Origin of the sequence: Streptomyces sp. NPDC051310, from assembly GCF_044455245.1 — a bacterium.
Classification (GTDB): domain Bacteria; phylum Actinomycetota; class Actinomycetes; order Streptomycetales; family Streptomycetaceae; genus Streptomyces.
This window is the reverse complement of the sequence record NZ_JBITEO010000016.1, coordinates 20,448-38,463: the sequence shown is the minus strand read 5'-3', so window position 1 is coordinate 38,463 and position 18,016 is coordinate 20,448. Positions and strand designations below refer to the sequence as shown.

The window sequence follows — 18,016 nt, the reverse complement described above, 5'->3', positions numbered from 1 at the left end:
AGGAGTCCTCGTGGCCGTGGAAGAGCCGTTGTCGAGGATGCCCCAGCTGCGGCTCGACGAGCTGCTGGAGGAGCTGCAGGCACGGATCAACGCGGCCCGCGGTACGCGGGACCGGGTGCACATCCTGCTGGAGGCCGTCGTCTCCGTGGGCCGCGAGCTCGACCTGCCTCAGGTGCTGCGGCGCATCGTGGAAGCCGCGGCGCTGCTGGTCGACGCCCAGTACGGGGCGCTCGGGGTGATCGGCCCCGACGGCCGCACCCTCTCGCAGTTCCTCACCGTCGGCCTCGGCGGGGAGGAGATCGCCAGGATCGGGCCGCTGCCCGCCGGGCACGGCATCCTGGGCGAACTCATCCGCCACCCCGAGCCGCTGCGTCTCACCGACCTCGGCTCCCACCCGGCGTCGTACGGCTTCCCGGCCCACCACCCGCCCATGAAGACGTTCCTCGGCGTGCCCATCCGCGTACGCGACGAGATCTTCGGCAACCTTTACCTGACCGACAAGCGGGACGGCCAGGACTTCGACGCCGAGGACGAATCGGTGATCTCCACCCTCTCCGTCGCCGCGGGCGTCGCCATCGACAACGCCCGGCTGTACGAAGCCTCGCAGCGCCAGCAGCACTGGCTGCGGGCCAACGCCGAGATCACCCGCAGCCTCCTCTCCGGCAGCCCCCGGCCGGAGGTCCTGGAGCTGATCGCCCGCCGAGCCGCGGAGATCACCGGCGCCGCGCTCGCCGACGTGTCGGTGCCCGTCACCGGGACGGACGAGCTCGTCGTGGAACTCGCCGTCGGCACGGACGGGGACACGCGCCGCGGCCTGGTGGTGCCCGTCGGAGGCACGCTCTCCGGTGCCGCGTACCAGGCGGGCGCGCCGGTGACCACGGCCGGCCTCGCCTGTGACGACCGCTACGCCGCGGGCCCCCGGCGCTTCGACGGACTGGGCCCGGCGGTCGCCGTACCCCTCGGCACCGAGGCCAAGGACACCCGGGGGGTCCTGCTCCTCGCCCGCCGCCAGGGCGAGCCCGTCTTCACCGACGGGGAGCTGGAGCCGCTGCTGGCCTTCGCCGGACAGGCGGCGCTCGCGCTGGAGCTCGCCCAGCGCCGCAGCGACGCGGAGCAGCTCGCGCTGCTGGAGGACCGCGACCGCATCGCCCGCGACCTGCACGACCTCGCCATACAGCGGCTGTTCGCGACCGGTATGACGCTGCAGAGCGCCGCCCGGCTCATCGACCACGAGGGCGCCGCCGAACGCGTGGGGCGCGCCGTCGGGGACCTCGACGAAACCATCAAGATCATCCGCTCCACGATCTTCGGACTGCGCAGCCGCGAGGAGGGGACCGGCCCGGGCCTGCGGGCCCGCGTCGCCCGCGCGGTCGGCGAGGCGGCGACGACCCTGGGGTTCCCGCCCCGCCTCAGCATGGAGGGCCTGCTCGACACGGACGTCCCCCCGCAGGTCGCCGACCACGTGCTGGCCGCACTCACCGAAGTGCTGAGCAACGCCGCCCGGCACGCCCGTGCGACGCGGGTCGAGGTCTCCCTGAAGGCCGCGTCCGGCGAGGTCGTCCTCACCGCCGCCGACAACGGCAGGGGCATCCCCGCCGGAGGCCGGCGCAGCGGTCTGCGCAACCTCGACGAGCGCGCCCGCGCCCTGGGGGGCTCCCTGGAGATCGAGCGCCCCGCCGGCGGAGGCAGCCGCCTGGTGTGGCGGGCGCCGCTGCCGCCCGGCCCGGCCGGGTGACCTCACCCGCGGCGCCGGATGGCCGCGCACCGCTCTCATGTGTCCGGGTCCCGCCGCACGGGACACCACCGCGGGTCACGGGTGCCGCGGCCGGTCGGTCGCGAAGGAGCAGGGCACCGTACGGTCCACGCCCAGCGTGCGGATCACCAGCGCGGTGAGGCGGGGGATGCGGCACAGGCACAGCCGTACGCCCGCGTCCGCGCAACGCCGGTGCAGACGCTCGAAGAGGGCGGCGCCGGAGCTGTCGCAGAAGCTGACGTCCGCCAGGTCGAGCACCAGCTCCCGCGGGGCCGTGCCGGTCAGGCGGCTCAGCGCCGGCTCGATGAGCTCCGCCGTGTCGATGTCGAGCTCCCCGGCCAGGGCGATGGCCAGCGTCCTCTCGTCCAGCGGTGTCGTCGTGATGCTGATCCGCGCCGTGCTCATGGCGACAGCCCTCTTTCGTCCGGGCGGGCCCCGGGGCCGGCCGCCCCGGCGGATGCCGATGTCCGGCAGTCCATCAGGGACGCGGCGGCGGGCGGCAGGGCCCTTGGACCCTCCCGGCGGTGCCGAAGGTCCCCCGGGTCCGGGATCGGGGCCGTCCGGCCCTGCCCCGGGTCCCCGCGGCGCGGGACGATGGACGGGAATCCGCCCTTCGGACGGCGGAGCCCGACGACACGGAGCGCGTGATGACCGACAGCAGCGGCGGCCCCCGCCGGACGGAGCCCGTCACGGTCTTCCTCCTGGACGACCACGAGGTGGTGCGCCGCGGGGTGCGCGACCTGCTGGACGACGAACCCGACCTCACGGTCGTCGGCGAGGCGGGTACGGCCGGGCAGGCACTGGTGCGGGTGCCGGCGCTGCGCCCGCAGGTCGCGGTCCTGGACATACGGCTGCCGGACGGGGACGGCGTGAGCGTCTGCCGGGAGCTGCGCTCCCGCATGCCCGGCCTGGCGTGCCTGATGCTGACGTCCTTCGACGACGAGGAGGCGCTGCTCGACGCGATCATGGCGGGCGCCTCCGGATACGTCCTCAAGCAGATCACCGGCACCGACCTGGTCCACGCCGTGCGTACGGTCGCCTCGGGCCGGTCCATGCTGGATCCCGGCGCCACGGCGCGGGTGATGGCCCGGCTGCGCGGCGGTCCGGCCCCGCAGGAGGACCCGCGGGGGCTGCCCGAGCTGACCGGCCGGGAGCGCGAGATCCTCGCCCTGGTGGGGGAGGGGCTGACGAACCGGCAGATCGGCGAGCGGCTGTACCTGGCGGAGAAGACCGTCAAGAACAACATCTCCCGGCTGCTGGCCAAGCTGGGCGTGGAACGCCGGGTGCAGGCCGCGGTCATCGCGACGCAGGCCCTGTCAGGCCGTACGACGGGGCTGCCCGGCCGCGCTGCTGCGGGGCGTGACGGCCGGCCCGGGGTACTGAGGGCTGCCCGCACGGCCACGTCGGGGTGTGACGGCCGCCCGGGGTACTGAGGGCACCTCGCATGGACACGTCGGCGCTGCGGGGGCGGCGCGGCGTCCGGCGCCGCGTTCACTCGTATGGCGTACTCCCTGTGGGCCGTCCGGCCCCGTCCGCACCACAGTGGGGAGCCTCGGGGCCCATCGATCGTGGAGGCAGTCATGAGCAGCTCCGCACACCAGCCCCCGACCCGCTCGGCTCCTGGGGGGACGCCCAACGGCTTGGCCGCCGGAGGGCGGGCGTTCGGTGGGGCGTTGATGATCGTCTACGGCGTCCTCGCCGTGCTCCAGGGCATCACCGCCATCGCCAAGGACGACGTGTACGCCCGCCTGGGCGACTACGTCTTCCGGTTCAATCTCACGTCCTGGGGGTGGATCCACCTGATCGTCGGCATCATCGTCGTCGTCACCGGGGCGGGGCTGATCAAGGGCGCGCCGTGGGCCCGGGCGGCGGGTGCGGTCATCGTCGGGCTCAGCATCATCGCCAACTTCATGTGGCTGCCGTACCAGCCGTTCTGGTCGATCGTCCTGATCCTCACCGGCTTCTTCGTCATGTGGGCCGTGCTGGCCCACCCCGCACACGACCGCTCCTAGGCGCGCCTTGCCGTCACGGTCCTTCACCGCGGCCCCGCCGGGTGACGACGAGGGCGCGCAGCCGGCGGCTCAGCGCGGTGGCGGCCGCGGTGAGGAAGACGAAGCTGTAGACGATCTGCAGCATCACCACGACGCGGGCGGTCTGGCCGCGCGGCGTGATGTCGCCGTAGCCGACGGTCGCGAGGGTCACCACGGTGAAGTACAGCGCGTCGACGCGTGTGCGCAGCCCGGAGAACTCCCCCGGATGCCGGGCGAGGGCGAGGTATCCGCCGGCGAAGACGAGCACCGACAGGCACATGAGGACTGGGATGACGAGCCCGGGGCGGGTGTGGGGACGGTCCGTCAGCACGGCGCGGATCTGCCGCAGGAGCAGCACGGCGATCAGGCCCAGCGCCACGACGAACAGCGTCCAGCTCAGTACGGGACGGCGGGGGCCGAGGCCGTCGATGGGCAGGACGAAGTACCCCGCGACCGCCGCCGTCACCAGGGCCGGCGCCGCCAGGCGCAACCCCCTCACGGCCGCCGCACCTCCGCCGTACAAAGCAGGAGCAGGAGCAGGAGCAGCAGCAGCGGACGCCGGTGGCCGCGGCCGGCCGGGAGGCCCCGCAGCGGCAGCGTGCCGTCCGCCGTGGTCCCCGCGCCCGGGAGGCGGTCATCCGGGCCTCGCCGCGAGCCCGCCGGTGCCTCCGGGCCCACCGCGTCCCGCGGGCCGGCCGTACCCGACCCCGAACGGCGTGGCGACGCTGCGCATGGCTGCTCCCTCGGAACGTGCGGCCGAACAGCGCCGGAGCGGTCGCCGCATGGCACATCAGTCAACGCCGGGGCGGCGCGGGGCGCAATCCGCGGGGTACGGGCGGGGCTGTGCGGGTGGGACCCACGCGTGGTCGGCTCGCCGTCGCCGTCCGGTCCACGGCGGAGGGCACGCGAACGGCTCACCCGTTGGCACGCGGCGCCACCGCCTCCCCGCGCGCCCCCCGGCGCGCTCCCGCAGGTCCCCTGGCTCCCGGGACTGCCGCCCTTGACCAGGCCGTTCGCACCGCGGAACGACAATGTCCCCCCCAGCCCCCACCCCCCCCTCTACCGGAGACGACCATGACCATGCTGCCCATCAAGGGAACCTTCCGGATCATCGACACCCGGCCCGACGGCGACACCCTCTCCTTCCTGCCGCAGGACCCCGCCTTCTGGTGCGACGTGCCCGGGAAGCGGGTCAAGCGCAACGTCCGCGGAGCCGGCAAGATCCGGATGGACGCCATCGACGCACTGGAGACCCACTACGAGGGCGTCGGCCCCGAAGAGGTCCACCAGCCACTGGATCTCGGTGCCCGCGCCGCCCGCAAGGAGCTGCTCCGCTGGCTGGGCTTCACCGACGTCGTCATGAACGAGAAGGAGAAGGTCACCGCCTCGACCCCGCAGACCGTGCCCGGCTACATCCTCGCCGGCGGCACCGACACGTTCCAGCGCTGCGTCGCCCTCGTCGGCCGGGGCGAACTGCCCCAGGACCTGGAGAACGGCCGGCGGGCCGTGGTGACCATCGACCACCTCCACCAGACCGCCAACCACCACCTGCTCGAACGCGGCCTGGTCTATCCGACCTTCTACAGCAGGTTCCCCGAGGAGCTGCGCGAGGACATGGCCGAGACCACCCGCCGGGCGCGCGAGGCCAAGGCCCCTGACGGCGTGTGGGCCCACGACGTGACCTTCGAGCGGGGCGCCACGATCGAGAAATTGGAATCGATCACCGAGTACCAGGTGATCCTGCCGAAGCTGTTCCGCCGCCTCGCGGACCACATCCGCCTCTTCGGCCCGTCCCTGACCTGCTTCCCCGCCTATCTGGCCGGTGAGTACGAGGAGTTCCTCATCGCCGGGCAGAAGGACTCCCTCCACGGTCTGCAGCACATCGTCGAGATCACCGGCAACACCATCAGGATGACCCGCTTCATCGAGGACATCGTCATCGTCGAGAAGTGACGTACGGGGTCGCCCGCCGGGATCCCGCGACGGGGCTGCCCGCCGGCGCCGGCCCGCGCGTGGCTTGATTCCGCCTGTCGGCACCCCCTCGCGCGCCCCTATCGTCACCCGGATGAGCCAGACGGCGCTTCCCTCCCCGACGGCGGATGCCCGCGATCCCCTCCCGTCCGGGCAGGCGCCCGTCGACCCGGCCGCCAGCGAGGCGGGCCGGCTGCTCTGCGCCGGCACGTACCTCGACCCGGGCTTCCGGGACCGCGTCATCGACGAGCTGTACGTCCACGACGAACGCGTCACGGCACCGAGCTACGGCATCGACGCGGCCCGCGTCCTGGCGCATGCGCTGCGTGCGCGGCGCGAGGAGGTCGGCTGGTCGGCGGCGATCGCGGCGGTGTGGGTGGTCGCCTCGCTCGTCACCGACGGCTGGTTCGCCGTACTGCTGCTGCTTCCCTGCCTTCTGCTGAGCGCGGCCGGGCGCGCGGTCGAGGTCACCCGGGCGGCCCCGGCCCTGCGTCTGCTGAGCCGCGGCCTGCGGCTGTACGCGCGGGTGCTGCTCGGACTGCTGCTGCTGACCACCGCGGTGGCCCCGCTGATCCGCGCGGACCGCGACCTGCTGGACAACCGGCTCGTGGAGTTGCTCCACACCACCGAGTCCGTCGTCGACCTCCAGTACCGGATCATGCCGGAGGAGTGGCGGTTCACCCTCTACCACCGCCCGGACGACGGCCTGGTGCCGGCGCCGTACCTCGTCCTCGGCTTCCTGCTGCTGCTCGCGGTGCTCGTCGGCCTGCGGCGCGAGCGGGTGGCCCGCAGCATGTCGGGGCCGTTGTCGCCCCGGAGGTACCCGGACCTCGCGCACGACCCCGCCGAACGGTCCCGCAACGCCCGTCTGCTCCTCGTCCAGGAGCTGATCCGCGGAGAGCAGCACTGGCCCCTGGTGATGTACGCGACGGAGAACCCGTTCTGCGGCGCGGGGATGCCCTTCAAGCCCTGGCACCTGTCCGTCGAGCTGAGGCCCCGCACCGACCCCGGCGCCCCCGAGCCCCAGGCCGTGGACAACGAGGAGATCCTCCGCCGGGTCGTCCCGCTGGTCGAGGCGCTGCGGGTGCCGTCCCCGCACGGCTCTCCGCAGGCCGCCGCCGCCGTACTGGACCGGCTGCGCGAACTCGTCGTGGACGAGTGCGTCTTCCTCCCGGTGGCCGGGCTGCTCCGGCGGGAGGAAGTACCGCTCGCCCAGGAGGACTTCGAGGAGCACCGCGCGTGCGCCATCGAGGAGGGCGGCGAGAAGCGCCGGCACTTCCTGCGCATCCGGGTGGGCGGCTGGGACGAGGACATCGTCGTCACCGTCTTCGTACGGGTGCACACGCAGGGCGGGATGCTGATGCTGGAGGTCGCGCCGCACGTGCTGCGGCCCGTACGGCGCCGGTTCCGGGACGCGGACGCCCGCGCCGCCGAGCGGCTGACCGGCGACAACGCCGCGGCCCTCGCGCTGCGGGCCCTCGTCGAGGCGCCCCGGGCGCTCGGGACGGCGCTGGCCGCCCTCGCCCGCGCGCTGCGGAGCCTCTGGCTCGTGCTGACGGCCGCGGATTCCGGTGCGCCGGCGGCCGGGCCGCGCGCCGCGGTCCGCGAACTGGGCGCGGATCCGGACGCCTCGCTCTTCCAGGCGATGGACGTCGACCGCTACCTGAAGACCGTCCAGGACCGGGTGGCGCGCGGGGTGCAGCTCGCGCTGTACGAGGCGGGCTGGCAGACGGCCGAGTTCGAACGGAAGGCCGTGCACCTCGGCGAGGGCGCGGTGTGGATCCAGTCGGTGCAGAACAGCGCCGTCGGGATCGGCGACGGCAACGCCGTCACCGCGTCGACCCGCACGGCCGGGGGAGAAAGGAGAGCCAAGGGTGACACGACCTGAGCCGGGACCGGAGACGGAGCGCCCCGGGAGAGCCGTGCACATCGGTTCCGTCACCGGCAGCGCCTTCGCTGTCGGTGACCACAACGAGGTCAGGACGGTCAACGGCCCGCCGGCCGGGCCGTCGGCGACCGAGGAGCAGACGGCCGCGCTGCTGACCGCCGTACGGGAGCTGCGAGCCGACCTGGCGCGGTTGACATCGGCCGTGACGCAGCGGACGGAAGTGGCGGTGCTCGACGCCGAACTGGTCGCGGTGGAGGAGGAGATCGAGACCGGCGACGCCGTCGCCACCGGCCGGCTCGCCCGTCTGCGCGCCGCGCTCGTGTCGGCCGCGCCCGTGGTCGAGCTCCTCGCCTCCGGCGGCGCGGTCGCCACCGCCGTCGCGGCCCTGCTGGGCGGCTGAGGGTGTACCCGGGTCCGCCGCGCTGGAACGCCCGCGCGCAGAGCTGGGAGTACGACGCCGGCGACGAGCCTGGGGCGGTGCCCGACGCCGGGGCCGAGGCGCCCGGGGCGGTGTGCGGTGCGGGGACCGGGACCGAGGCGCCCGGCCCTGCGGAACCCGCGGAGGCGGCTTCGCCGGACACCCGGCGCCACGGTGCCGGCCGCCGCCCGCTGACGCGGCCGCCGGTCCCCTGGCAGCCGCCCGGCGAGGACGCCCTGGCCGACGAGCGGGGTCGCGGCGCGGACGGGGCGGCCCCCGGTCCTGCCGGCGCGCGCCCCCGCACCCGGGCCGGGGCCCGCCAAGTGCGCCCGCTGGTCGCGGGCATCGCCGCGGGGGCGCTCGTGGCCACGGCCGCGTGGTGGCTGGCCACCGGAGACGGCGACGGTCCGGGCGCGGCGGGCCGGCCCGCCTCGACGGCCTTCCCCACCGCCTCCCCGACCGCCCCCGGCAGCGACTACCGCATCGCCGACGGCCCCGGCGGCGTCAGCCTCGCGGTCCCGCGGGACTGGTCGTACCAGGTCAACGGGACCGCGCACGGCTACGTGGCCCCCGATCACGCCTCGTTCCTGGAGGTGAGCCCGGCACCCGCGGCGACCGATCCGCCGGAGGCGGCACGCGCCTTCTCGGCCGCGGTGAGGTCCGTCTGGCCGAACTACACGGAGACCGCGCTCGGCCCGGTCGGCGACGGACCCGGCGCGGCCGTCGAGGTGGACTTCGCGTACGACGCCACGGACGGCTCCCGGCGGCGCGGCCTCTACCGGGTCTTCACCGCGCCCGACGGCACCGTCTACGGCGTCCAGGTCGCCGGCCCGGGCACGGACTGGCCCCGCCAGCGCGAGGTCATGGACACGATGCTGTCCACCTTCTACGCCCCGGGAGCGGCCTCCTAGGCCCTGTCGTCACATTCCCGTCGTCGCCCGAAGGGCGGCCCTGCGGCGTCAGGTGCGTGCTCTCGCGTGTGCCGGGGCCTGACCCTCGTACTGGATGTACTCGGGTCTGGGCCCGGTGCGGCGAGAGTGCGTGCATGGCGTCGCGGGGCAGACGGGAATGTGACGACAGGGCCTAGGCCCTGTCTGGCCGGTCACGCCGGGCTCCGGCCCTACGGACAAGAGCCCCTGGACGGCGTGCGGACGGGGAGACCGCCGGGCGTCATGCCACCGGCGGGGCGTCGCCGGAGGGCGTGCAGGGGAGCAGGTGCACCCGCGGCTCGGCGCCGGCCGCTGCGGCCACCAGCCGGCCGGGCGCGGCGCGGTGCGCACGCGCGTCCAGGGAGCTCATGTTGCCGTCCCGGCAACATCGCTGGGCGGAGAGCGGGGGCCGGCCGGAGTCTTGCCGGGCAGATGCTCCCGACGTGAGAGGCAGCCCGTGACCACGACGACCCACCCCGTTCAGCCCCTTCTCAGCGTGCGCCGACGCCGGACGGTGCTGGCCGTCTGCTGCCTGAGCATGTTCCTCGTCGGCCTGGACACCACCATCGTCAACGTGGGGCTGCCCGCCATCGGGCACGGCCTCGGCACCGGGACGCGCGGTCTCGAATGGACCGTGGACGCGTACACCCTCGCCCTGGCCGGTTGCCTGATCTCCTCCGGTGCCCTGGCCGACCGGTTCGGACGCCGGCGGGTGTTCCGCACCGGACTGGCCGTGTTCGGCGCGGCCTCGCTGGTCTGCGCGGTCGCCCCTTCCCTGGGCGTACTCGTCGCGGCCCGCGCCGTGCAGGGGATCGGCGCCTCGATGCTCAGTCCCGTGGCCCTCGCGATCGTGGTGAACGCGATGCCCGACCCGAGGGAACGGGCGCGGGCGATCGGCGTCTGGGCGTCGGTGTTCGGGCTCAGCATGGCCGCCGGGCCCGTCACGGGCGGCGCCCTCATCGAGGCCTTCGGCTGGCGGTCGGTGTTCTGGATCAACGCCCCGGTCATCGCCGCGGCCCTGGTGCTCACCGCCCTGTTCGTGCCCGAGTCCCGGGCACGGCGGGCGCAGCGGCTCGACCTGCCCGGTCAGGCGCTGCTGACCGTGGTCATCGGCGTCTCGGTCGGCGTCCTCATCGAAGGGCCCCGGATCGGCTGGACCTCGCCCGCGGCGCTGGCCCTGTACGCGTCCGCCGTCGTGGCGGCGGTCGCCTTCGTGCGCGTCGAGTCCCGCCGGCCGGAGCCGCTGATGGACGTACGGCTCTTCCGGCGACCGGTCTTCAGCGGGGCGGTCCTGGGCGCGGTGGCGGTCTTCGTCGCGCTCAACGTGACGCTGCTGCTCACCACCCTCTACCTGCAGCACGCCCGGGGCTGGACGCCGCTGGCGGCGGGGGCGGCGACCCTGCCCATGGCGGCCGGGGCGACCTTCTGCGCACCGTGGTCCGGCCGTCTGGTGGGCCGGCTCGGACCCCGCCTGCCCCTCGCCCTGGCCGGCGGGTTCACCACGGCCGGCGGACTCTGCCTCGTCGGACTCGAGCGGCACACGAGCGTCTGGCTGCTGCTGTCGGCCTACCTGCTCATCGGAATCGGGTTCGGCTTCGCCAACGCTCCGATCACCAACACCGCGGTGAGCGGACTGCCCGCGGACCGCGCGGGTGTCGCCGGGGCGATCACCTCCACCGCGCGCCAGTTCGGCTCCGCGCTCGGCATCGCCGTCGCCGGCGGTCTCGTCGCGGCCGCCGGACCGGCGGAACTGGCCCGGGCGTCCCGTCCCGGCTGGCTCCTGGTGGCCGCCTGCGGAGTGCTCCTGCTCCTCGTGGCGCGCGTGTCGCGGACGGAGACGAAGGACACCGCCCGCCCCGCGGCCCCGCCGGCGCGCTGAGCCCCGCCGCCTGCCGCAGCCCGGCTCCCGCCCGGCCCGGTCAGCCGAGCACGAACGGGATCCGCGCGACCGTCCCGCCCAGCGCGGCCCTCTCGGCATCCGTCGGAGCACGGCGTCCGGTCCCCACCAGCAGCGCGTCCTTGTCCGGGAACGACGCGGGGAACGGCGTGCCGGCGATCCGCTCCAGCGACGCGCGGGCGGCCGCGAGGGTCTCGGCGGGCGGTTCGGCGGCCGAGGGCAGGTGCGCGATCAGATCGAGGTGGTGCAGGGTCCATTCCATGACGTACGCCGCCAGGTAGTCGCCGGCGGTCAGCACCTCGTCGCGCGTGCTGACGCGGAGGGCCGGGTCGGCGAGCACGGCGGCGCGCCCGGCGGCGGAGCCGACGTCGTCGAAGTGGAACTTCAGCCACCTCGGCTCGCCGTACGCGGCGGCCAGCCGGGGCACCAGCGCGTCGAGGGGGTCCTCGCCGGTGGGGGGCTCGACGAGGGCCCAGTAGGTGTCCGCATCCACGGTGGGTTCGGCATCGGCGGGCGTGACCAGCGTGATGAGGACGTCCTGGGCGTCGATGACCAGATGGCACACCAGGTCCCGCACCAGCCAGCCGGCACAGCCGGAGGGCCGTTCCCAGTCCTCGTCGGAGAGTGCGTCGACCGCCGTGCGCAACGCCGTCCAGGAGCGCGAGAAGAGATCCACTCCGGCACGGTAGTGCCTGGCCGGAACGGCCCACAACCGCTCAGGGACGGTCCCCGCCCGTACACCCGCGCACCTGTACGGGTCGGCGGACGTGCCGCCCGCCGACCGCCATCAGCCGTCGGCGCCATCCGCGCCGTCCGCCGTCCGGCCGGACCGGAGCGCGGCGGCCTGCTACCCCCTCACTCCCCGCCCGCGGCCGGCCGCGGGCGGACTGCGGCCGGGGGAGGCGTCATGGCCCACCGGATCGTCCTGGTCAGTGCGTGTCCGGTCAGCCGTACGCAGGTGTCCTCCAGCCCCGGCAGATAGGGCAGCCGGAGCGGCGCGCGCGCCCACCTCGGCAGCGTGGACACGGCGTTCGCGGCGAGGACGGCGTACGGCGGCCGCGCGAGCAGCGGGAGCGGCGGGTGCAGCAGCAGGAAACGCGCCGTCTCGCGGGCCTCCCGCGTGGCGCGCAGCTCCGGGCGGTAGGAGTCGAGCCGCGCGGCGAGCTCGGCATGGTCGCGCGGCGGGTCGACGACGCCGAGCGCCGTCGCGACGCGCGCCATGTCGGCGACGTACGCGTCGCAGCCGGCCGGGTCCAGCGGGTGGGCCCCGTAGCGCTGGTGCGCGCAGAGGAAGCTGTCCACCTCGGCGATGTGCACCCAGGCGAGCAGGTGGGGGTCGGCCGCGTGGTACGGCTCCCCGGCGGCGGTGACGCCCCGCACCTGCTGGTGCACGGCGCGGACCCGGTCCACCGCGCGCTGGGCGTCGTCCGCGGTGCCGTAGGTGGTCACCGCGAGGAAGGTGCTGGTGCGCTGGAGGCGTCCCCAGGGGTCGCCCCGGAAGCCGGAGTGCGCCGCCACGGCGGCCATGGCCAGCGGGTGCAGGGACTGGAGCAGCAGGGCGCGCAGCCCGCCGATGAACATCGAGGCGTCGCCGTGCACCCTGCGGACGGGCCGCTCGGGGCCGAACCAGCGGGGCCCCGGCGTGCCGTGGATGCGGGCGCGGTTGTCCGGGCCCGACGGGCCCGCGACACGGGTGAAGAGGCTGCTGCCGAGTCGCTCGCGCAGCTCGGCCAGGCCGGGCGCGGACACGTTCACCCGTCAAGTATCCGCCCGCGGCCCCGTGCCGGGGCAAGCCCTGTGCGCCGGCCGCGCCGACCGCGCCGGCCGCCGGGACGACGCCGCGGGGGAGTGCGAGGCGCCCCTCCGGGCCTTGCACGGAGCCCGGCAGGCTGACGACAGGCAGCGCCGGAGGTCCCCTCGAAGTGGCGTGATTTTCCCTTGTGCCATACTCAGCCGCGCTCTTTGCCCTTTCCGGGAGTCGGGGGATCTTTCGATGAACGTCAAGCTCGCCGCGCGCGGGACGCCGGCCGGCCGCCGCCCCGGTGGCCCGCGATGAGCGGAATAGCCCTGGCGACCCCGTACCTGGACACCGACGCCGACCAGCTCTCCTTCACGCTCGGACGCCCCGCGCACGAGGCGCTCGCCGTGCGGGACCTGACGATCGGCGGGACCGAGGTGCAGCTGAGGCTCCTGGGCGCGTCCCACCAGGTGTTCGCCGGGCCCGTCCGGGAGACGGTCGCCTGCCTGCCGGGGGTCGCGGGCGGCCTGCCCGCCGCGGCGGAGCAGGACTTCGACGACTGGGCGTACCGTTTCACCGCCGAGGTGGGGCTCTTCGCGCCGGCGGAGTTCAGCGCCCGGGTGGCGCGGATCCGCAGCCTGGCGGAGGACCACCCCCGCGCCCTGCACGGCGTCTTCCCGGGCTCGCCCGAGGCGGTCACCGCGCTGACCGTCGAGCGGCAGGGCCCGGGCCTGAGCTGGCAAACCTGGCACACCTACCCGCAGAGCCGCCGGATCGTGGCGACGCACACCCGGCTGGAGGCCCGATGAAGACGGTTCGACGGATCAGTGCGGTACTCCTCGCCGCGGCCGCGCTCACCGCGTGCTCCGAGGAGCCGGAGGAGGGCAACGCCGTACCGTCCGGCTGGATCCGCGAGACGTACACCCCCGCCGACACCGGCTACGTCGACAGCAGCGACCCCACGTCACGCGTCGCCGACGAGATCCACGGCAACACCTCGGCCCAGGACCGCCACAGCGACGACGGCATGGTCTTCCTGCGCTACCGGGACGACATCGTGGCCATCTCCCCGTACCGCACCGGCAGCCTGATCGAGATCGCGGACTACCGCACCGGCTACCACCGCTGGAAGCCCCGCCTGGGGAACGTCTGGCCGGATCCCGACAGCGCCTCCTTCCGCGGCGGCGGCCCCGGCTCCGGCAAGTAGTCCCTCCGTTCCCGCACCCTTCGACGACGTCCCCGAAAGGCACACCCGTGGCAGAGATCTTCGAGTCGGCAGGCGTCGCCCTGCTCTACGGCCTGGTCGGCTTCGTCGTGATGGTGGTCGGCTTCATCGCGCTCGACCTCGTCACGCCCGGAAAGCTCTTCCACGTGGTGTGGACCGAGCGCAACCGCGGCGCCGCGGTCCTCCTCGCCGGTCAGATGATCGCCATCGGCCTGGTGATCGAGCAGTCCATCCGCGCCAGCGAGTCCGAGCTCGGCCTCGGCTACGGCCTGTTCAGCACCCTGCTGTACGGCCTGGCCGGCGTCGTCGTGATGACGCTGATCTCCTGCCTCGTGGGCTGGCTGACCCCCGGCCGCATGGGCGCCGCCGTGCTCGACGACAACGGAGTCGCCCCCCATCCCGCGGCCTGGGTCCAGGCGGCCATGTACATCGGTACGGCCTTCATGGTCGGCGCCGCCGTCTCCTGAGCCGCCCGCCATGAGCAGCCCTCTCCTGGACCACACCCCCCGGCCCGCCGACAAGGACTCCGCCGCTGCCTCCACCGACGGGACGGACGCCGCCGGCGGCGCGGAGACCGCTCACGCCGCACCGCCGCGGGCGGCCGGCGGTGCGCGGGGGAAGCGGTTCCTGCTGCTGCTCGCGGTGTTCGTCTGCGCCGCCTGCGGCCTGGTCTACGAACTGGCGCTGACGGCGCTGGGCAGCTACCTCATCGGCAACTCCGTGACCCAGACCTCCGTGGTCATCTCGGTCATGGTCTTCGCCATGGGCATCGGCTCCCTGGCCGCCAAGCCGCTCCAGCACCGGGCGGTCGGCGCCTTCGCGCTCGTCGAGATCCTGCTCGCGCTCGTCGGCGGCCTGTCGGTCCTCGTGCTGTACGCCGCGTTCGCCTGGCTCCGGCTCTACATGCCCGCCATGGTGGTGGTCTCGTTCACCGTCGGTCTGCTCATCGGCGCGGAGATCCCGCTGCTGATGACGCTCCTTCAGCGGATCAGGCGGCAGGAGGCCGGCAGCGCCGTGGCGGACATGTTCGCCGCGGACTACGTCGGAGCGCTGATCGGCGGGCTGTGCTTCCCACTGCTGCTCCTGCCCGCCTTCGGCCAGCTGAAGGGCGCGCTGGTGGTCGGAGCGGTCAACGCCGTGGCCGGGGTGGTCGTCGTCCTGTGGATCTTCCGCAAGGAGACCCGCCGCGTGGTGCGGGCCGCGCTGCTGGCCGGGGCGGCCGGCGTCCTGGCGATCCTGGGCACGGTGTACGTCCTGGCGGACGACATCGAGGTCACCGCACGCCAGCAGCTCTACCGCGACCCGATCATCCACGCCGAGACCACGCCGTACCAGGACATCGTCCTCACCCGCTCCACCGCGTTCACCGGCGAGCCGGACACCCGGCTGTTCCTCAACGGCGACCTGCAGTTCTCCTCCGTGGACGAGTACCGGTACCACGAAGCCCTGGTCCACCCGGCGCTGTCGGGGAAGCGCTCCTCCGTGCTCATCCTCGGCGGCGGCGACGCGCTCGCCCTGCGGGAGGTGCTGCGGTACGACGACGTCGAGCAGGTCACGCTGGTCGACCTCGACCCGGCGATGACACGGCTGGCGCGCACCTACGCCCCCCTGCGGGACCTCAACGACCGGGCCCTCGCCGACCCGCGGGTCACCGTCGTGCACGCCGACGCCTTCAACTGGCTGCGGGACGCCCGCCGGCGCTACGACGCCGTCCTCATCGACTTCCCGGACCCGGACACGGCCGCGCTGGCCAAGCTCTACAGCGTCGAGTTCTACCACCTGCTCGGCCACGTCCTCACGCCCGGGAGCCGGGTCGTGGTGCAGGCCGGCTCGCCCTTCTTCGCGCCCAAGTCGTACTGGTCCATCGCCACGACGATCGGCGAGGCGGGGTACGCCACCACCGCCTACCAGGTGGACGTGCCGAGCTTCGGCAACTGGGGCTACGTCCTGGCGGCTCCGGGCACCGGCGGCCCGCCGCCGCTCCGCCTGGCCGAGGACGCCCCGCGCCTGCGCTTCCTGGACGACACCGTCCTCGCGGCCGCCACCGTCTTCCCCGTGGACCGCCGCCCCCAGGACGTACGGGCGAGCACCCTGATGGATCCCGCGGTGCTGGAGTACACGAGCGACGAGTGGAAGAACTACTGAGGCCCGACGCCCTGTCACCCGTCCCCGCACCGGCAGGGGGGCACCCCGCCCCGCGGTGTCCCCGGCGCGGTGCGGGCCGGGCCCCTTCCGGGACCCGGCCCGGCCGTCCGTGGCCACGGCCCCCGCGTGACGGTCAGGCGATGCCCACCTTCCGGTAGGCACTGTCGATCGCCGCCCGCGCGGCGGTGCGCAGCGCGGTGTTCCCCGCGAGGTACGTGGCGGTGACGTCGCGCAGCGCCTGGTGCATGTCCGAGAAGCCGGAGTGCCGCAGGAGGCGTACCAGGGCGAGGTAGACCAGCAGTGCCCACTCCTCGGCCTTCAGGACCGGCTTGCCCACCGCGTCCACCGAGGTGAGCAGGTGGAACATCGCCTTGTTGTGGATGTTGCTGTTGGTGTGCACCCCGCCGTTGTCGTGCGGCGTGTCCAGGTAGTCGTCCATGTGGTCGGGATCGCCGGTGCGCCGCGGATCGCTCATGTCGCGCAGCGGCAGCGCGCCGCCGCCCAGCCCGGGCCCGATCTCCCAGGTCCAGGTGCGCACGTCCTCGCGGTCCGACGCCTGGTACCAGTTCGCGATGATCACGCCCATCGTGTCCGCCAGGGACTCGTTCAGGGCACCGGACTGGTCCTGGTAGACCAGGTCGCTGGAGGTCTCGATCACCCCGTGGGTCATCTCGTGCCCGATGACGTCGAGATAGCGCGCCAGGCTGACCAGCCGGTTTCCTTCCGACCGCTGGCCGTACCACATCCGCCCGTTCCACCACACGGCGTTGACCCACTCGGGCCCCGGCCCGTGCTCGCGGTAGATGCAGTTGACCGTGGAGACCAGGTCCATGTCGGCGTCGTCGATGCCGTTGCGGAAGAGCTGGTCGCGGTAGAACTTCTCCACCCGCTCGGCGTTGACGTGCGCCGAGACCCCGGCCCGGTGCCCGCCGCCGAAGTCCGCCTGCGGGGACCCGATCGCCGCCGCCGGCGGCGCCGCGGTCGCGAGGTCGGCGAAGTCCAGGTCGTACGTGGCGATCTCGCGCCACTGGTCGTGGAGGAGGAAGGATCCGTCCTGGCGGCTCCCCTGGAACCGGTGGTGGACTTGGGCCTCGTCCTCGCCCTCCAGCCGGGTGGGCACCCTGATCGTCGGAGCCATCCCGTACGACCTGAGGATCTCGCCGGAGTACGCGTCGACGAGGTAGCCGGTGACCGGGTGGTCCTCCCGGGGCGACGCGTCCAGGCCGTGGCCGCGCTGGCCCTCCTCACGGCGGTTCTCCGGGAGCTGGGCCGGCACCCCGCGCAAATGCCACGCCAGGTGCCAGTGGTCGTCACGGCTGACGTACGCCAGCGTCGGCGGCGGCAGCTCCTCGGCGGTGACCGTGCTCCCGGTCACCGCCCTGACCCGCTCCAGTGCCTCCGTGCCCGACAGTTCCGGCACGGAGCCGACGCCGGTCACCTCGCCTAGCCGGCAGTCCATCGACACCAGCCGCTGGTCCTCGTCGATCTCGACCAGCGCCTCGGCACCGAAGACGGGGATCTCCTTCTGCGTCTGCTCGAAGCGCACCAGCGTGGTGCCCGTACCGGCCTGGCGGCGCTCGGTGCTCAGGGCCAGATCGGGCACCCGCTCGGGCCGGTCCTCCCGGACGGCCCCGCGCAGCGCCGGCGCCTCCTCCTGGGCGAGCTTCTCGGCCAGGTAGAACCGCGCGGCGGACTCGGGGGAGTTGAAGCCCGTCCGGCTCTCCGCGCCTTCCGGCGCCTCCAGCCCCCGGATCGCCTCGGGCCCGGGCGGCGCGCCGCGCGCCAGCGGGTCATCGGCGAAGTGATAGCGGTATCTTTCCAAAGCAGCCATGACTGCGACCCCTCATTGCGCCCCTCGCTCCTGGTGACCCCCGTGCCGCCTCCCTGCTCGCACGCCCCCCTTCCAAGCTCACACCGGGTTGTGCGAACGGCAACCGGACGGTAAGCCCCCTCGCGCTCGTATCCCCTTCAACTGTGGCCTGTTGAACGGCCGGCGCGTGCCCGCATCCTCCTACGTCCCGG

At 74.1% G+C, this 18,016-nt stretch carries 18 protein-coding genes; 12 read left to right on the top strand and 6 right to left on the bottom strand.

Annotated elements, in window-relative coordinates; genetic code table 11:
- The first annotated feature begins 37 nt into the window (after positions 1–37).
- Complete coding sequence (locus ACIA79_RS22725; protein ID WP_399430263.1) at positions 38–1,735, top strand: GAF domain-containing protein; 1,698 nt, start codon at positions 38–40, stop codon at positions 1,733–1,735.
- Between the two features lie 75 nt (positions 1,736–1,810).
- On the opposite strand, the gene ACIA79_RS22720 is transcribed toward ACIA79_RS22725, so the two are convergent.
- The gene (locus ACIA79_RS22720) at positions 1,811–2,158 is read right to left on the bottom strand and encodes an STAS domain-containing protein (RefSeq protein WP_399430164.1); all 348 of its coding nucleotides are present in this window, start codon (positions 2,156–2,158) and stop codon (positions 1,811–1,813) included.
- A gap of 242 nt (positions 2,159–2,400) precedes the next feature.
- Between ACIA79_RS22720 and ACIA79_RS22715 the strand changes: the two genes are divergently transcribed.
- Together ACIA79_RS22715 and ACIA79_RS22710 are read left to right on the top strand one after the other, a co-directional pair.
- Positions 2,401–3,186, top strand: coding sequence for a response regulator (locus ACIA79_RS22715; RefSeq protein WP_399430163.1), 786 nt, complete (start codon positions 2,401–2,403; stop codon positions 3,184–3,186).
- A 147-nt stretch (positions 3,187–3,333) separates the two neighbouring features.
- Positions 3,334–3,765, top strand: coding sequence for a hypothetical protein (locus ACIA79_RS22710; protein WP_399430162.1), 432 nt, complete (start codon positions 3,334–3,336; stop codon positions 3,763–3,765).
- Between the two features lie 13 nt (positions 3,766–3,778).
- Here the strand turns inward: ACIA79_RS22710 and ACIA79_RS22705 are convergent, their stop codons facing one another.
- On the bottom strand, positions 3,779–4,282 hold the full coding sequence (locus tag ACIA79_RS22705) for a potassium channel family protein (RefSeq protein ID WP_399430161.1): 504 nt from the start codon (positions 4,280–4,282) through the stop codon (positions 3,779–3,781).
- 575 nt (positions 4,283–4,857) lie between these two features.
- Between ACIA79_RS22705 and ACIA79_RS22700 the strand changes: the two genes are divergently transcribed.
- The 4 genes from ACIA79_RS22700 (at position 4,858) to ACIA79_RS22685 (ending at position 8,971) form a co-directional block, all read left to right on the top strand.
- On the top strand, positions 4,858–5,736 hold the full coding sequence (locus ACIA79_RS22700; RefSeq protein WP_399430160.1) for a nuclease: 879 nt from the start codon (positions 4,858–4,860) through the stop codon (positions 5,734–5,736).
- 112 nt (positions 5,737–5,848) lie between these two features.
- A complete protein-coding gene (locus tag ACIA79_RS22695) occupies positions 5,849–7,642 on the top strand; it encodes a hypothetical protein (RefSeq protein WP_399430159.1) in 1,794 nt (597 codons plus the stop codon).
- Positions 7,629–8,042 (top strand): hypothetical protein, encoded by a 414-nt coding sequence (locus ACIA79_RS22690; protein ID WP_399430158.1) that lies wholly within the window; start codon positions 7,629–7,631, stop codon positions 8,040–8,042. Before ACIA79_RS22695 ends, ACIA79_RS22690 begins: the two co-directional genes overlap by 14 nt.
- 2 nt (positions 8,043–8,044) lie before the next feature.
- The gene (locus tag ACIA79_RS22685) at positions 8,045–8,971 is read left to right on the top strand and encodes a hypothetical protein (protein ID WP_399430157.1); all 927 of its coding nucleotides are present in this window, start codon (positions 8,045–8,047) and stop codon (positions 8,969–8,971) included.
- Between the two features lie 259 nt (positions 8,972–9,230).
- Here the strand turns inward: ACIA79_RS22685 and ACIA79_RS22680 are convergent, their stop codons facing one another.
- Positions 9,231–9,359 (bottom strand): hypothetical protein, encoded by a 129-nt coding sequence (locus ACIA79_RS22680; protein ID WP_399430156.1) that lies wholly within the window; start codon positions 9,357–9,359, stop codon positions 9,231–9,233.
- Between the two features lie 87 nt (positions 9,360–9,446).
- Between ACIA79_RS22680 and ACIA79_RS22675 the strand changes: the two genes are divergently transcribed.
- Positions 9,447–10,868 (top strand): MFS transporter, encoded by a 1,422-nt coding sequence (locus tag ACIA79_RS22675; RefSeq protein WP_399430155.1) that lies wholly within the window; start codon positions 9,447–9,449, stop codon positions 10,866–10,868.
- A gap of 40 nt (positions 10,869–10,908) precedes the next feature.
- Here ACIA79_RS22675 and ACIA79_RS22670 read toward each other — a convergent pair whose 3' ends face one another.
- Positions 10,909–11,562 (bottom strand): maleylpyruvate isomerase N-terminal domain-containing protein, encoded by a 654-nt coding sequence (locus ACIA79_RS22670; protein ID WP_399430154.1) that lies wholly within the window; start codon positions 11,560–11,562, stop codon positions 10,909–10,911.
- A 179-nt stretch (positions 11,563–11,741) separates the two neighbouring features.
- Positions 11,742–12,641 carry an oxygenase MpaB family protein gene (locus ACIA79_RS22665; RefSeq protein WP_399430153.1) on the bottom strand — a complete coding sequence of 300 codons (900 nt, stop codon included), beginning with the start codon at positions 12,639–12,641 and terminating at the stop codon, positions 11,742–11,744.
- Positions 12,642–12,938: 297 nt separating this feature from the next.
- Between ACIA79_RS22665 and ACIA79_RS22660 the strand changes: the two genes are divergently transcribed.
- The 4 genes from ACIA79_RS22660 to ACIA79_RS22645 are packed head-to-tail and all read left to right on the top strand — an operon-like array spanning position 12,939 to position 15,994.
- Positions 12,939–13,433 carry a DUF2617 family protein gene (locus tag ACIA79_RS22660; protein ID WP_399430152.1) on the top strand — a complete coding sequence of 165 codons (495 nt, stop codon included), beginning with the start codon at positions 12,939–12,941 and terminating at the stop codon, positions 13,431–13,433.
- Positions 13,430–13,831: a DUF4247 domain-containing protein gene (locus tag ACIA79_RS22655; RefSeq protein WP_399430151.1), complete on the top strand. Its 402-nt coding sequence runs from the start codon at positions 13,430–13,432 to the stop codon at positions 13,829–13,831. Before ACIA79_RS22660 ends, ACIA79_RS22655 begins: the two co-directional genes overlap by 4 nt.
- A gap of 47 nt (positions 13,832–13,878) precedes the next feature.
- Positions 13,879–14,316, top strand: a complete 438-nt coding sequence (locus tag ACIA79_RS22650) for a DUF350 domain-containing protein (protein WP_399430150.1) — start codon at positions 13,879–13,881, stop codon at positions 14,314–14,316.
- A gap of 10 nt (positions 14,317–14,326) precedes the next feature.
- A complete protein-coding gene (locus ACIA79_RS22645) occupies positions 14,327–15,994 on the top strand; it encodes a polyamine aminopropyltransferase (RefSeq protein ID WP_399430149.1) in 1,668 nt (555 codons plus the stop codon).
- A gap of 133 nt (positions 15,995–16,127) precedes the next feature.
- Here the strand turns inward: ACIA79_RS22645 and ACIA79_RS22640 are convergent, their stop codons facing one another.
- The gene (locus ACIA79_RS22640) at positions 16,128–17,825 is read right to left on the bottom strand and encodes a M4 family metallopeptidase (RefSeq protein WP_399430148.1); all 1,698 of its coding nucleotides are present in this window, start codon (positions 17,823–17,825) and stop codon (positions 16,128–16,130) included.
- Positions 17,826–18,016: the final 191 nt, after the last annotated feature.